Source organism: Pyxidicoccus trucidator, assembly GCF_010894435.1.
In the GTDB taxonomy this organism is placed as follows: Bacteria; Myxococcota; Myxococcia; order Myxococcales; family Myxococcaceae; genus Myxococcus; species Myxococcus trucidator.
Genome location: NZ_JAAIXZ010000006.1, coordinates 445,654 through 460,674 on the forward strand (window position 1 = coordinate 445,654; position 15,021 = coordinate 460,674).

The 15,021-nt window shown below is 72.3% G+C and carries 9 protein-coding genes; 6 read left to right on the forward strand and 3 right to left on the reverse strand.

What is annotated here, in order from left to right; genetic code table 11:
• Nucleotides 1-239: 239 nt before the first annotated feature.
• The gene (locus tag G4D85_RS19945; protein WP_164014264.1) at nt 240-1,859 is read left to right on the forward strand and encodes a vWA domain-containing protein; all 1,620 of its coding nucleotides are present in this window, start codon (nt 240-242) and stop codon (nt 1,857-1,859) included.
• Here G4D85_RS19945 and G4D85_RS19950 read toward each other — a convergent pair whose 3' ends face one another.
• Nucleotides 1,860-2,525, reverse strand: coding sequence for an RNA polymerase sigma factor (locus G4D85_RS19950; protein ID WP_164014267.1), 666 nt, complete (start codon nt 2,523-2,525; stop codon nt 1,860-1,862).
• Between the two features lie 79 nt (nt 2,526-2,604).
• A complete protein-coding gene (locus G4D85_RS19955) occupies nt 2,605-6,669 on the reverse strand; it encodes a protein kinase domain-containing protein (RefSeq protein WP_164014269.1) in 4,065 nt (1,354 codons plus the stop codon).
• A 301-nt stretch (nt 6,670-6,970) separates the two neighbouring features.
• Between G4D85_RS19955 and G4D85_RS19960 the strand changes: the two genes are divergently transcribed.
• The 5 genes from G4D85_RS19960 to G4D85_RS19980 all read left to right on the forward strand — a co-directional run bounded on the left by G4D85_RS19960 (nt 6,971) and on the right by G4D85_RS19980 (nt 13,838).
• Nucleotides 6,971-8,572, forward strand: coding sequence for a hypothetical protein (locus G4D85_RS19960; RefSeq protein ID WP_164014271.1), 1,602 nt, complete (start codon nt 6,971-6,973; stop codon nt 8,570-8,572).
• Nucleotides 8,511-10,073: a Dyp-type peroxidase gene (locus tag G4D85_RS19965; RefSeq protein ID WP_164014273.1), complete on the forward strand. Its 1,563-nt coding sequence runs from the start codon at nt 8,511-8,513 to the stop codon at nt 10,071-10,073. The genes G4D85_RS19960 and G4D85_RS19965 overlap by 62 nt, the downstream gene beginning before the upstream one ends.
• A gap of 108 nt (nt 10,074-10,181) precedes the next feature.
• Nucleotides 10,182-11,015 carry a hypothetical protein gene (locus tag G4D85_RS19970; RefSeq protein WP_164014275.1) on the forward strand — a complete coding sequence of 278 codons (834 nt, stop codon included), beginning with the start codon at nt 10,182-10,184 and terminating at the stop codon, nt 11,013-11,015.
• Nucleotides 11,016-11,512: 497 nt separating this feature from the next.
• On the forward strand, nt 11,513-12,217 hold the full coding sequence (locus G4D85_RS19975; protein WP_164014277.1) for a response regulator transcription factor: 705 nt from the start codon (nt 11,513-11,515) through the stop codon (nt 12,215-12,217).
• Nucleotides 12,186-13,838, forward strand: coding sequence for a sensor histidine kinase (locus G4D85_RS19980; RefSeq protein ID WP_164014279.1), 1,653 nt, complete (start codon nt 12,186-12,188; stop codon nt 13,836-13,838). Before G4D85_RS19975 ends, G4D85_RS19980 begins: the two co-directional genes overlap by 32 nt.
• On the opposite strand, the gene G4D85_RS19985 is transcribed toward G4D85_RS19980, so the two are convergent.
• A complete protein-coding gene (locus tag G4D85_RS19985; protein WP_164014281.1) occupies nt 13,826-15,019 on the reverse strand; it encodes a hypothetical protein in 1,194 nt (397 codons plus the stop codon). The two genes, G4D85_RS19980 and G4D85_RS19985, sit on opposite strands and share 13 nt — an antisense overlap.
• Between the last annotated feature and the right edge of the window lie 2 nt (nt 15,020-15,021).

Genomic DNA, 15,021 nt, shown 5'->3' on the forward strand with positions numbered 1-15,021 from the left:
CAGCGCGGCAGTCCGACTCCACCCACCTGGCCCAAGCGAGGCCAGCGGAACCAGCGCCCACCGTCGCGAAGCTCGTTGAGGTTGAGAAGGAGGAGGCGCGGGCCGACAGCCCCGCGAGCGCGCCCGCACCCGCACCCGCGCCTTCCTCGGCGCGCCTTGGACCCGCGCCCTCGGGGCTGAAGATCCTGGCCCAGAGCGAGGGAGCCCAGGGGTCCTCCTCGAAGCCCTCGGAGGGACTGATGGGTAAGCTCGGGCAGCGAGGCACCGGCGCGGGTGGCGGGGGTATCGGCATGGGCCAGGGCATCAGCGGCCTCGGCACCAGGGGCCGTGGCGCCGGAGGCGCGAGCTACGGCGCCGGGGTTTCCCTCTACGGCTCGGGCAGTGGCGGCGGTGTCGCGCAGGGCCAGGGCTCCATGTCCTTCGGGGGCAAGGCCGGCAAGAGCACTCGCATGCACAGCTCCGCGCAGGCCGAGCCTCCGTCCTCCACCGTGGGCGAGGGCTACCGCGACTACGGGGTGAATCCCTTCGTCACGGCGGCGGAGGACCGGCTGTCCACCTTCGCGGTGGACGTGGACACGGGCTCGTACACGCTGGCGCGGCGCAAGGTGCTGGAAGGCACGCTGCCTCCGAGGGAGGCCGTGCGCGTGGAGGAGTTCCTCAACTACTTCCGCTACGCCTACCCGGAGCCCGCCGCGAGTGACGGCCCGCTGGCGGTGCACCTGGACGCCGCGCCTTCGCCGTACACGCCGGGACGCCACCTGCTGCGCGTGGGCGTACAGGGCCGCCGGCTGAGCGTGTCCGAGCGCAAGCCCGCGCACCTCACCTTCCTGGTGGACGTGTCCGGCTCGATGCAGTCCCCGGACCGGCTGCCGCTGGCGAAGCGCGCGCTGCGGATGCTGGTGGACAACCTGCGCGACGGCGACACCGTGGCGCTGGTGACGTACGCCGGCAACGTGCGGCGCGTGCTGCCCCCCACGGGCATGGAGCACAAGGCGAGCATCCACACCGCCATCGAGGAGCTGTCCGCGGGCGGCTCCACCGCGATGGCGTCGGGCATCGACCTCGCCTACCAGCAGGCGATGCAGACGCTGGATGGTGCTTCGATTTCCCGCGTCATCATCCTCTCGGACGGCGACGCCAACGTGGGCGCGACGAGCCACCAGGAAATCCTGAAGACCATCCAGGGCCACGTGAAGGAGGGCGTCACCCTCACCACCGTGGGCTTCGGCATGGGCAACTACCAGGACACGATGATGGAGCAGCTCGCGAACAAGGGGAACGGCAACCACTACTACGTGGACTCGCTGCTGGCCGCGCGGCGCATCTTCCAGGAGCAGCTCGGCGGGACGCTGGAGGTCATCGCGCAGGACGTGAAGCTCCAGGTGGAGTTCGACCCCGAGCAGGTGGCGCGCTACCGGCTGGTGGGCTACGAGAACCGGGACATCGCGGACCGCGACTTCCGGAACGACCGCGTGGACGCGGGGGAGATTGGCTCCGGGCACACCGTCACCGCGCTGTACGAGCTGGAGCTGAAGCCCGGCGCGGGAGAAGGCCTGGCCACGGTGCGGATGCGCGCGAAGCGGCCTCGCGGCGAGTCCGCCACCGAGCGCGCACATCGCTTCCCTGCCCGGGCGCTCGCGAGCACGTTCAAGGAGGCCAGCGCCGACCTGCGCTTCGCGTCGGCGGTGATGGGCGCGGCGGAGCTGCTGCGGCGCAGCCCCCACGCGGACCGCTGGAGCTTCGAGCAGGTGCGCGAAATCGCCCGCGCGGCCACGCCCGCCGGCAACGCCGAGCGGGAGGAGTTCCTCTCCCTGCTGGAGAAGGCGCGCCCCCTGCTCCGGAGCGTGGCGGCGCGCTAGCTACGCGTCCAGCTTCTCGACGGAGATGACGCCCTGTTCGATGGCGAGCGCCCGCAGCCGCGTCTTCACGCGCTGGAACTGCTGGCGCAGCGCCGTGGCGCGGCGGTTCAGCGCGTCACGGGTGACGGGCTCGTCCGGCTCCGCCATCACCCGGGCAATCTCCGTCCAGGGCAGGCGCTGGTCCACGCGCAGCATCAGCAGCATCCGCTCGTGGGGCTCCAGCTGCTCCCGCAGCGCGCGGAAGCGCTCCTTCACGGCGGTGCGCTGCCAGGGATGGGTGTCCGTGCGGTGGCGCTGCGGCTCGTTCGCCGCGGGCTCGCTCACGGGCTGCTCGCGGGCCGCGGGCATGTGGAGCTGGTGGTAGCAGGCATTGCGCGCCAGCCGGTACGCCCAGGTGCGGAACGAGCTCTCCCACCGGAAGCCCGGCAGCCCCTTCAGGAGGTTCTCGCTGAAGAGGCTGAAGGCGTCCTTCGCCAGCTCCGGGTGGTGGAGCACGGAGGTCATCAGCCGCCGTATCTCCGGCCCATAGGCGCGCATCGCCAGCTCCACCGCCAGGCCATACTCCTCCCGCTGGCACAGCACATGGAGCTGCGCCTCCACCTGCTCGCGCGCGGCAGGTGGCCCCGCTCCCATCGCTCCATCCACATCCGTCGTCGGAGATATCATCGCGTCACACTCCTCCCTTCCCCAGACGGGAGGAGGCTCCCCGAGCGCGCCGTGACGCGCCCACTCCAGGCCCGCTCGCTCAGGAGCCAGGCGCCGAGTCCTCCAACCTCGTGGTGGAGGGCATTGGCAGCTCCACCCGCGGGTGGCCGATGCGCCCCTCCCGCACCAACCTGCCGTAGCCCAGAGCCCCCTGCGCCTCCGCCACGCTCAGCGCCCGGGCGAAGGCCGCTTCCGCCTCCCTGTCCCGACCCAGGCCCCCGAGCGCCTCCGCCTCCAGTCCCCGCAGCATCGCTTCGTAGGAGCGCTCCTCCGTCGACTCCACCAGCGCCAGCGCCTCGCGCACGGTGTCCAGCGCCTCCTCGGCCTGCCCCAGCAGCAGGTGGATTTCGGCCAGCATGCCCAGGAAGTGGGGCAGCCCCGCCGCGAAGCCGGAGCGCCGCCACTGCGTCAGGGCCGACTGCATCAGCGCCAGCCCCTCGCGCGCGCTGCCCATCATCGCCTGCGCCCACCCCCGGATGAGCGAGGCCCAGCCCAGCCACAGTCGGAAGTGGTGCTCGCGCGAGAGCGCGATGTTCCTGTCACACAGCTCCAGCGCCTCGTGCGGCTCGCGGCGGAGTTGGCACGCCAGCGACACGTACAGCAGCGCGAAGGCCGTCGTGTTGGGGTGGCCGATGTCCATGGCCAGCCGGAGCGCCTGGCGCCCGTACTCCCGCGAGCGCTCCGGCGCGTCCACCACCGCGTGCACCACCGCCCCGTACGCCAGGGCCGCCACGCGGGGGTTGACCCAGTGCTTCACCGCCAGCACCTGGTGATGCTCCAGCCCGAAGTCGGAGAACGCGAGCGCCAGCTCCACATGCTCCAGCGCGGCGGGCACCTGCCCCCAGGTGAAGAAGTCGACGGCCATCATCCGGTAGCCCAGCGCCAGCAGCTCCCGCTGGCCGTGGCCACGGCCCAGCCGCACCAGCCGCTCCGCCACCTCGTGCGCCTCGCTCCACCGCGCCCGCGCGAAGGCGTACGAGAAGGGCACCCAGTAGGGCGGCTCCAGCCGGGGCAGGTCGTCCTCCAGCTCGCGCATCAGCGCCAGCATCCGCGTGTAGAGCTGCTCGCCCTCGGCCGAGTGGTAGCCCTGCACCTGCACCAGCGGCAGCCCCATGGCGCAGAGCAGCTTCAGCTCCTGTCCGGAGCGCTCGCGCGAGGGCGGCAGCGTGAGCAGCAGCTCCAGCGCCTGCCGGAAGTGGCTGAGGGCCTCCACGTTCGCCGAGCGCCGGCTGGCCAGCTCGCCCGCGCGGGCCCACCAGCGCAAGGCCGCCTCCGTCTGTCCCGACCCCGAGTAGTGCCAGGCCAACAGCTCCGGCTGCGCCTCGGACACCTCGGGGAACTGCTCCGCCAGCACGCGGGCCACGCGCCGGTGGTACAGCCGCCGCTGCTGCTTGGGCAGCGAGTCCGTCGCCACGTCCTGGATGAGGGCGTGCCGGAAGCCGAAGCGCGGCTCCAGTCCCTCCTCGGGCTGGAGCAGCCCTTCCGAGACGAGCTCGGCCAGGTCATTGCGCAGCGCCGTGTCACTCCAGCCGGACAGCGCGGCGATGAGCGCGTACGAGAAGCTCCGCCCCACGACGGCGCACAGCTGGGCCAGCTCCTTGCGCGGCCCGGGGAGCCGATCCAACCGGGTGATGAGCAGCTCGCGCAGGGACAGCGGAACGGAGAGGGCCAGCGTGGCGGGCGCCCCCTGCTCGCCGGGAGGACGCTCCACCACCGTGCGCGTCAGCTCCTCCGCGAAGAGGGGGACGCCGTCCGTCTTGGCCACCAGGTGCGCCACCAGCTCCGAGGGCAGTCCCTGACGTCCGGCGGCCCTGCGCACCAGCTCTCCGGCGATGGCGGCCGGAAGGCGCTCCAGCGCGAGCCGGCGGATGTCCCCACTCACGGGCCAGGGCGGCCGGAAGTCCGGGCGCGCGGTCAGCAGCAGGCACGTGCGCGTGCGGGGGAGCCGCTCCAGGAGCACGCCCAGGAGCTGGAGCGTGGACGGGTCCGCCCAGTGCAGGTCCTCCACCTCGGCCAGCACCGGCCGGTCCTCTCCCAACCGCAGCAGCAGGGCGGTCAGCGCCTCCAGCGTGTCCTGCTTCAGCCGGTCCGGCGTGTAGCGCAGGTGCGGCGCGCCTTCCTCACCGGACAGGCCCACCAGGCTCGACAGCACCCACGTGCGCTGGTGGCCCAGCCCGAGCGCGCCCAGCCCGGCCTCCAGCCGCGCCCGGTGCTGGTTCGGCGAGCCTTCCACGTCCAGGTGGAGCAGGTGGCGCAGCAGGTCGATGATGGGGGCGAAGGCGCTGGTGGTCGCCTGGGGCCAGCACTGGCACCGCAGGCGGATGGCCATGAAGGAGGGCACGCGCTCGCGCAGCTCGCGCAGCAGGCGCGACTTGCCCATGCCCGCCTCGCCGGTGATGAGGCCGCAGACGCCATGCCCCCCACGCGCCTCCTGCCACCAGCCCATCAGCCGCTGCAGCTCCGAGCGCCGCCCCACCAGCGGGGTGAGCGGGCGCGCCACCAGCGAGCGGTCGAACCGGCTCGCGGTGCGGCGTGGGCGCAGCAACTGGTGGAGCTTCACGTCGCGCACGCCCGACAGCCCGGTGAAGCGCATCGAGTCCAGGGGCTGGGTGACGAAGGCCCCGCGCACCAGCGCCAGCGTGGAGTCGCTGAGGTACACGGTGCCGGGCTTCGCCTGCCGGGCAATCCAGGTGACCATGCGCGGGGCCTCGCCCTGGATGGACGTGTCGTCCAGCACCACCATGTCGGTGTGGATGCCCACCTGCAGGGCCAGCTCGCGGCCCGGGGCCAGCAGGAGGGACTCCTGGAGCGCCGGCGCCACCGTGGTCGCCAGCCGCAGCCCCGCGTTCATCGCGCGCTCCGAGTCGTCCTCCCTCGCCGCCGGGTGCCCGAAGCAGCCGAGCACCTCCTCCCCCACGCACAGGACGACGGTGCCCCCGTGCTCGGTGAAGACCTCCGTGCAGCTCCGGTGGAACGCGGCCTCCAGCTCGCCCACGTCCTCCGCGTCGAGGTGCGACGTCAGCCCGGCCACGTCCGCGAGCCGGCAGGCCACCAGCGTCACCTGCCGCCGCTGCGGTGCCGCGATTCGGGACACCTGCCGCCGGGAGGAGGGCCCCTCTTCCACCTGGCGCAGCCGCTCGCGCAGCTCCACCGCGGAGCCGAGCCGCTCCTCGGGAGCCTTGGCCAGCAGCGACATCAGCAGCCGGTCCACCTCCTCCGTCAGCGCGGGGACCCGCTCCCGCGCGGACGGGGCCGGCGCCTTGGAGATGACGCGCGCGCGAATCTCCTCTGGCGAGCCCACGTACGGCGGCTCTCCGGTGAGCAGCTCGAACAGGAGGACGCCGGCCGACCACAGGTCGGTGCGCGCGTCCTGCGCCTCCCCCCGCCACTGCTCGGGCGACATGTACGGCGGCGTGCCCGCGGTGGACAGCGACACGTCCGGCGGCGCGCTGGCGGCGGCGAGCCAGGCGAGGCCGAAGTCGAGAATCTTCACCACGCCCTTGCGGGTGATGAAGACGTTGCTGGGCTTGAGGTCGCGGTGGACGATGTGGTGCTCGTGCGCGTGCGCCAGCCCCGCGGCCACCGCGTCGAGAATCTCCAGGGCCCGTCGGGGCCCCGGCCTTCCGCGCCGCAGCAGGGCGGACAGGGACTCGCCCTCCAGGCACTCCATGACGAGGAAGGGGACCGGGGGCTCCCCTGGCTCACTGCTCCAGACGTCCACGTTGAAGATGCGGACGATGTGCTCGTGGTCCAGCTGGGCAATCGCCCGGCCCTCCTGCCGCAGCAGCTCGATCATCGGCGCCTCGGCCAGGGACTCGTGGGGGATGAGGAACTTCAGCGCCACCAGCCGCTGCAGCACGGTGTCGCGCGCACGGAAGACCTGTCCCATGGCACCGCCGCCAAGCTCCTCGAGCACCTCGTAGCGCCGCCCGTCGCGGTCCCCCATCCGCATGCCGGGCACGGGCAGGCGCGGAGGCACGGAGGCCCGTGCCACGCGCCTTAGGAACGTGTCCTCGAAGTCCTCCCGGTCGAGCGCTTCCACGTCCGGCTCCACCCCCGGCGCGGAGCCCTCATGTCCCTTCTCGTCACCGGTCCAATCTGGCATCGCCGACTCTCCCCCGGTCACGGCGCGCGTCCGGCGGCCACCTGCGTTCACGTTAGGAACGGTGCCCGGGCTCAACAAGGAATCGCCTGGAGCCTGCCCTGGTCGTCCGCCCACGCCCGGGGGCTCGCATCACCCTCGGGGCCGAGACAGGCATCTCCGCACCTGCCTGCCCTCGCTCCCCGGGGCTGGACAAGCAGGCGCGTCCCAGGAGCCGCGCCCGTTCTCTCCCACGCGGGCCGGCGTCACATCAACGGCACGGGGATTCGCTCCGGTGGACCCCGAGCCCGGAGGGGGGACGACCATGCGCCATGGCACAACCACCGTCATCACGCGCGTCCTGCCGGGCGAGCGCGAAGCGCTGGAGGCGACCCTCGCGGAGGCCTCCCGGCTCCGCACCGCGCTCTTCTCCGGCGTGCCCGGCCTGCACTTCGCGCGCTGGGCCATCATCGACCTGACGCCGCCGGAGCACACCCAGGGGCCGAGGGACGAGCGGCTCATCTTCGGCGCCGACTTCACCGTACCGGATGGGGATGGAGCCCCTGTCGCGCTCGACCGGTGGCTGCTCCACGGGCTCATCTCCTGGCTGTGGGGGCTGCGCGAGCAGGGGGCTCGCGAGGCCAGCCTGTTCGATGACCTCTACCGCGCCTGCCGCGACTATCCGGAAGCGGGGCTGGAGGACCCGGACGCGGTGGAGGCGTACCTGCTGCGGCACCGCGCGGATGCCACCACCCGGCATGTGGACTTCGTCTATCGCTTCGCGCACCCCGAGGAGCTGCGGGACTCCGTGGACGTGCTCCGCGCGGTGAACCAGCACCTGGACGCGCGGGCCCGGCTGCTCGCGGAGACACCCTGGCGCGGAGGTCGGGGCGAGCTGCCGTACCTGCACCGTGAGCTGTGCGACGTGGCGAGGTCCGTCTCGTCCCATGTCTTCGACCCCGACTGGAAGCAGCGGCTGTCCGCCGCCCGGGACGCCGCGGCCTCCGCCACGCTGGCGTACCCCTTCACCCGCTACCTCGGCTCGCTGCCGGTGGTGCTGGGGTTGAAGGCGTGGCTCTCCCTGCGCGGACCGAAGCCGCCCGTGAAGGAGTGGAGCGCGTGCGCGCCGGAGCTGTCGGCGACCCGCAGCCCTCCGGCACCCCATGACGCCCTGGTGCAGAACCCCATGGTGCACGTGGCGCGAGTCACCGGAGGCCCGCTGGCGGTGAAGCTGGTGAAGGTCGCCCTGCGCAGCGTGGACCAGCGCCTCAGCCGCTACGTGGTGGGGATGAACCACATCCAGACCATCCACTGCGCGCGGTGGCTGCTGTACTCGGACGGGGACGGCGGGCCCCACCACCTCATCTTCTTCAGCAACTACGACGACAGCTGGGAGGCGTACATCGACGCGTTCGTGGACCACGCGGACGTGCGCGCCTTCCTGGAGCTCATCTGGAGCCGGACCGACGGCTTCCCTGCGAAGACGCGCGGCCACGCGCCCCGGCGGACCTGGTGGGGCGGGTGGAAGAAGCGGCTGTCCGTGGAGCCCTTCAAGGCCTGGCTGCGCGGGCACGAGGTGCCCACCCGCGTCTGGTACAGCGCCGCCCTGGACGGAGGCCCCCGCCAGCGGCACTCCGTCCTCCTGCTGCACAACGCGCTCCGGCTGCGGGAGTTGCTGGTGCGCGAGCACCTGGACCGGCCGCTGCGGGACTGGTCCGCGCGCCGGGCCTTCGCCGCGTTCCTGTCCCGAGGGGCGTGCGACCCGGGCCGCGCGCTGCTCCGGCTGCCTGCCCTCGTCACCCACTCACTGTCCTGGCTCACCACCGCCCTTCGCGGGCGGCGGCGAGTCCTCTGGAGGAACCGCCGTGGACTCACCCCATCTGGATTCGAGCCGCCTCCCCTCGCCGGGCCGGCGCCCCTCGCCTGACGCACGGCCCGAGCTGGACCTGGGCGACGTGCAGGGCCTGCTGCTGCACGGCTACCGGCAGATGCACGAAATAGCGCTGCTGTTCCTGCGCATCGACGACGCGGCCCTGTGCCGACAGTGGCTCGGAGAGCTGGCGCATGGGGCCATCACCTCCGCGGACCCGCTGGAGCACCAGCGCCGGGCCCGCGAGAAGGGCCAGGGCTACTCGCGCATCAACGTCGCGCTGACACCCCGGGGGCTCGCGGCGCTCGGCATCCCCGACGAGGTGCTGGCCACCCTTCCCTTCGAGCTGCGCGAGGGCATGGCGCGCCGCGCGCGGGAGCACCTGCGCGACGTGGAAGCCAATGACCCGGATGAATGGCAACTGGGCGGCACGAAGCACGAGGACGAAATCCACGTGCTGCTCCTGCTCTACGCGGTGGATGGCCCGCGAATGGAGCGGCTCCTCCATGACTACAGCATGCGCGCGGCCCAGCAGGGCCTGCGGGGGATTCATGTGCAGCGAGGCCGGCGCGAGCACCGCCCTGGGGACCCACCCGGCTACTTCCGGGACCACTTCGGCTTCCTGGACGGACTGTCCCAGCCGCGCATCGAGGGCTTCAAGGACCCCGAAGGGCACCCGCGCGACTACGACCGACCGGTGAAGCGCGGCGAGTTCATCCTCGGCTACCTCAACGAGTACGCGGAGCGTCCGCTGTCGCCCTGCGTGCCGGCACGGCTCGACCCCGGGAGCACGCTGCCTGACAGCCCGGGCCGCGACGGCTGGAGGGACCTGGGCCACAACGGGAGCTATCTCGTGGTGCGCAAGCTGGAGCAGGACGTGGGCGAGTTCGAGCGCTTCCTCGAAGGAGATGCCGCGCTCGCGCCGGAGGGCACGCCGGGAAACAGGCGCGAGTGGCTGGCCGCGAAGCTCGTGGGCCGCTGGCGCAATGGCGCGCCGCTGTCGGCGAAGCGCTGCCCGCTGCACCGCTTCCTGCCCTTCCTGTTCCGCCGGGAGAAGGCGAAGCCGCCGCTCGTGGCCCAGAGCAGCGCGAAGGACGTGGACAACAGCTTCCTCTACGCGCGTGACGACCCGCACGGCTACGGCTGCCCGATGACGGCGCACACGCGGCGCTGCAACCCGCGCGACGCCCTGCCCCCTTCGCGTGAAGTCTCGCTGGAGGTGACGCGACGGCATCGCCTGGTGAGGCGCGGCTTCAACTACGACGACGCGAGCGGCAAGGGGCTGCTCTTCCTCGCGCTCAACGCCAGCCTGGGCCGCCAGTTCGAGTTCATCCAGCGCAGCTGGGTCCACTTCGACCAGCTTGGAGGGGTGGAGGGCGCGGAGGACCCACTGTCCGGAGATGGGGGTGGAAGGCTGCTCATTCCCCAGAAACCCGTACGCCAGTGCGTGGCCGACTTGCGGCGCTTCGTGACCACGCGGGGAGGCGGGTATTTTTTTATGCCGAGCATGAAAGCCTTGAGGTTCCTCGCGGCACTCGGCGCCGCACCTCCGGTGTGAGGCGCGCGTCCGAGGGCGCGCGAAACTTGTCCGCGTGTCCGTTGTGGCAGACTCCTTCCTCAGGGGGTTTCAAGCACATTGGTCGCCACAGCACATCGGAGTCCGCGCATGGCCAAGTGGGATGACCTCGTCATGGCGGTGCCCAGGCCCGCGGGCGGCAGGCTGAAGGACGAGGCCACGACGCTGCTGCTGGAGACGCTCCTGAGCACGGAGGAGGAGCAGCGCACGCTGCTGCGCGAACTTCACCGGGACGTGCGGCAGCTGCAGGAGGGGCCCTTCCACGCGGGCCGCATCCACCTGGAAGCAGCGCTGAAGCCCCACCGCATGCGCGACGACCAGATGGAGCTGCTCAAGGCCGCGCGCGCCAGCTTCACGGACGCGCTGGGCATGGAGCGGGACAAGGCGCGCATCTCCCTCATCGCGCTGCACCTGGGCCTGTGCTGGTTGCTGCTCGGCGCGGAGAAGGACGCGCGCGAGTGGACGCTGATGGCACACCGCACGGCGGTGGAGTCCATGAAGGACATCCTCACCGAGGCCGCGAGCGACAAGGGCCTCACCCACAACCGGTACCTGGACCCGGCGCTGACCTTCTTCATGTTCTTCACCAGCGCGGCCACGTTGGGCGCCGGCTACCTGTTCTGGGACCAGGTCATCAGCAAGCGCGCCGACAAGGTGATGCGGCGGGCGCTGACGCAGCTGGAGTACCTGGCGGACTACGTGGACACCGTGGGCGAGATTCGCGTCCGCCTGGGAGAAGCCCCCACGGATGTGCCCCGCTACGAGCTGACCCACGGGTTGGACGAGAGCCAGTACCTCTCCCGCGTCACCATCCGGAAGCTCATCAGCGACAAGGAGGCCATGTACTTCAACGGCCGCGAGACGCGGAAGGTGACCTGGAGCGACTCGGAGCGCTCCGAGGTCATCACCCGCGAGCTGCTGTAGGTGTCACGGCCCGGACAGCGGGCCGGCCCTGCCCGCCAGGACGCCCCAGGCAATGGGGCGCCGGCACCGTCGTAGAGCTGACGTACCCACCGCGAACGGGAGGGGGCGGCCCACATCGCCCCCGAATGTCACAACCCCGTTTGACGGTGTTTTCAGGAAAGCCTCGGACGGCACGTCAGAGGGGGGCGCCATAGTGCGCGACTTCCTGAAAGGAGGGCGACGGTGATGGCTCAGACGATGCTCGTATTCATTCCAGTCATTTTGCTGCTCGCCGCGGCGGTGGCGATTCCACGTCCCCGCCGGCGGTCCCGGCGGTGGTAGGCACCGGCGGGGTACCCGATGAGGTGCCCCGCCCTTCCGCCCGCTTCACTCACTGAGCGGGCGCTTTCGAGGGTGCTCGGAGGAGCCCCCGGGGCAGGCACAGCGCGCCCCAAAGGTAGTGGTTGCGCGGTGGGTGTAGACTCCGCCCGCCCCACCCTCACCTCCTCCGAGACTCCGTGGCTGAACGTCCCACCGTCCTGGTCGTCGATGATGATCCGCACCTGCGGGAAATCGTCCGCTTCGCGCTGGAGCAGGGCGGCTTCCACGTGGACGAGGCCGCGGACGGCCGCGCCGCGCTCGCACGGGTGGAGCGCGCCGTTCCCGCGCTCATCGTCCTGGACATCATGATGCCGGAGCTGGACGGGCTGGCCGTGTGCCGCGAGGTCCGGCGCAAGCACGAGCTGCCCATCGTCTTCCTCTCGTCGCGCGATGACGAGGTGGACCGCATCCTCGGCCTGGAGCTGGGGGGCGACGACTACCTCACCAAGCCCTTCAGCCCGCGCGAGCTGGTGGCGCGCGTGAAGGCGGTGCTGCGACGCGCCCGCCCCTCCCCCACCGCTCCGCCGGAGCCTGGCCCGCCCGCGTCCCGGATGCAGGAGCGCGGCCCGCTGCGCATGGACGCCGAGCGCTGGCGAGCGTGGTGGAGCGAGCGCGAGGTGGTGCTCACCGTCACCGAGTTCCAGCTGCTCGCCACGCTGCTGCGGGTGCCCGGAAAGGTGTTCACGCGCGACGAATTGATGACGCGCGTCTATGACGATGTGGTGGTGAGCGACCGCACCATCGACAGCCACGTGCGCCGGGTGCGGCAGAAGTTCGCCGTTGCTGGCGGAGAAGTCATCGAGACGGTGCATGGCCTTGGCTATCGGCTCGCCCTCCCCTAGCCACCGGGCGCGACCGCGCCTGTGGATGGTCTTCGCCGCGGTGGGCGTGGCGGGCTTCGTGCTCACGCTCGCGGGCCTGTCCTTCGTGCGCGTCTATGACGACCAGCTCATCCGGCAGACGGAGTCGGAGCTCATCGCCCAGGGCGCGGTGGTGGCCGGCGTCTACCGTGAGCGGCTGCGCGACGCGGTGGGCGTCCAGGACTACGGCCGGGAGCGCATCGCCCGCTGGCCCTTCCCCGTCCCCGACGACAAGCGGCTCAAGCCCATCCTCCCTTCGCTCAAGGCGTCGGACGTGTCGTTGCCACCCGACGAGGCGCCGGCCGCCTCGCGCGTGCCCGCGGAGCCCCATGCCCGGGAGGCCGGCGCGAAGATGGGCCCGCTGCTCGAACAGGTGCGGGCCACCACCCTGGCCGGCATCCGCGTGGTGGACACCGAGGGCGTGGTGGTGGGCAGCAGCAGCCCGGGCCTGCTCGGCACTTCGCTGGCGAACCGCGTGGAGGTACAGCGGGCCCTGCGCGGCGAGCCCACCAGCGTGCTGCGCCGCCGCTACGCCGAGCCCGAGGACACGCCCATGGCTTCGCTCAGCCGGGACACGGGCATCCGCGTCTCGGTGGCCATCCCCGTGCTGGCGGAGGACCGCGTCTGGGGCGCGGTGGTGCTGGCGCGCACGCCGATGACGTTCGCCAAGGCCATCTACGCGGACCGGTGGAACCTGACGGCCACCGGCCTGGTGCTGATGGCGGCGGTGGCGCTGATGTCGCTGGCCGCGGGCGCGCTGGTGGGCCGTCCGGTGCGGGCGCTGGTGAAGCAGACGCGCGCCATCGCCGCGAGCGCGCCCTCGGGCTTCGAGCCGATGGCGCGCCCCATCGTCGCGGAGCTGGCCGAGCTGTCCGAGGCGCTCGCGGGCATGGCCACCGCGCTGCGCGACAGGAACCAGTACATCCGCTCGTTCGCGGCCAACGTGTCGCACGAGTTCAAGACCCCGCTGGCCTCCATCCAGGGCGCGGTGGAGCTGCTGCGGGACAGCGCGGACGTCATGTCGCCGGAGCAGCGGGCGCGCTTCCTCGCCAACGTCGACGCGGATGCGCGGCGCCTCACGCGACTGGTGCAGCGGCTGCTGGAGCTGGCGCGCGCGGACTCGATGACAGCCACGCCCGCGCAGTCGGAGCTGGGCCCGCTGCTGGAGTCGCTCGCCGCCCGCGCCCGCGCGGAGGGCATGACGGAGGTGCACGTGGCGCCGGTGCCCGTCGGGCTGAAGCTGCCGCTACCGGCGGAGGTGCTGGACGACGTGCTCTGGCAGCTCGTCACCAACGCGCGCCAGCACGGCGGTGAGGGCGTGCGCGTGGACCTGGCGGTGGAGGCGGACGGCGCTGGCCCGGTGCGCGTGGTGGTGCGGGACAACGGGCGCGGCATCTCCGAGGCCAACCGGGCGCGCATCTTCGACGCCTTCTTCACCACCGCGCGCGAGCGGGGTGGCACCGGACTGGGACTCACCATCTCCCAGTCCATGCTGCGGGCCTTCGGCGCCGGGCTGGAGCTGCTGCCCGCGACAGGGGCCCCGGCCCCGGGCGCCGCCTTCGCCCTGGTGGCGGCGCCCGTGGACTCGCTTCAGCGGAAGTAGCTGTTGGAGATGTCCACCGAGTAGCCCAGCTCCAACGTGGGCGCCGAGGCGGCCACCAGGTACTGGCGGAAGTTCAGCTCCTTGCCCGGCAGGCCCGCGGAGGCCGCGTCCGCCGCCGCCGCGGTCTCCACCTGCTCCAGGCTGCCACCCTCGCGGCGGTAGTTGAACACCGCGGGGAAGTGCGCGCGGGCGCGCAGCTCGGCCACGGGCCACGACACGCGAGGCAGCGCCAGCGTCAGCCGACCGGAGAGGTGGAAGACGCCCAGCTCGCGCGCCAGCACCACCTCCAGCGTGCCGCTCGTCTCCCCCAGCCGCGCGGGCGCGGCCTTCAGCTTCAGCGTGCCCTCCTGCGTCTCCACGGGCACGGGGATGGAGTTGACGGTGATGCGCTCCAGCCGGTGGCCCTCCGGCAGCTCCAGCTCCAGCGGCTGCTCGCGGTCCAGGCTCAGCGCGTAGCTCACGCGCAGGGTGGCGCGGCCTTCCAGCGTGGACACCCAGGACGCGGTGGCCTCGGTGATGCGGGGCTCCAGCGGCGGGCGGACCTGCTGCTTCGCGCTCTGCGCCACCTGCGCCACGGCCGGGCGCCAGCCGACGCGCAGGGCGCCCTGCACCGGGTAGACGGCATACGACTCGCTCCCGGACTCGGGCAGCGGCTCCAGCAGCGTGAAGACGGAGGTGTCCGCCTCCAGCACCAGCGGCACCGGCGACACGCGCGGCCCGAAGCGGAGCTGCACGCGGCGCTCCGGCCCCGCCCCCGCCGAGCGCACGGCGAGGCTCACCTCGAAGACATAGCGGCCGGACTTCCGCGTGAGGAGGCAGAGGTAGCCGTCCACGACGCCCACCGTGCCCTCCTCGAGCGTGGGCAGCGCGCTGGGGTACGTGTCCGCTTCGAGCTGGAGCAGGCGCACCTGCGTCCAGCGCCCGTCCGCGAGCACCTCCACGTCGAACTGACCGTCCACGAAGAGGGTGTCCGCCGACAGGCGGCCCTTGAGCTGGCTCTTCACCAGCGCCTCCGTGGGCGGGGGCGCGGGCGGCGGAGACTCGCGCTGGGCGTAGAGGGGGATGAGCTGCTCCAGCGGCACGGTGGCGGTGCCCGCGGGAACCGAGGCGGAAGGCGCCGTGGAGGCCGATGCATCGGCCGTGGTCAGCAGGAGTCCGACGACGAGAGGAAAGGTCCACATGG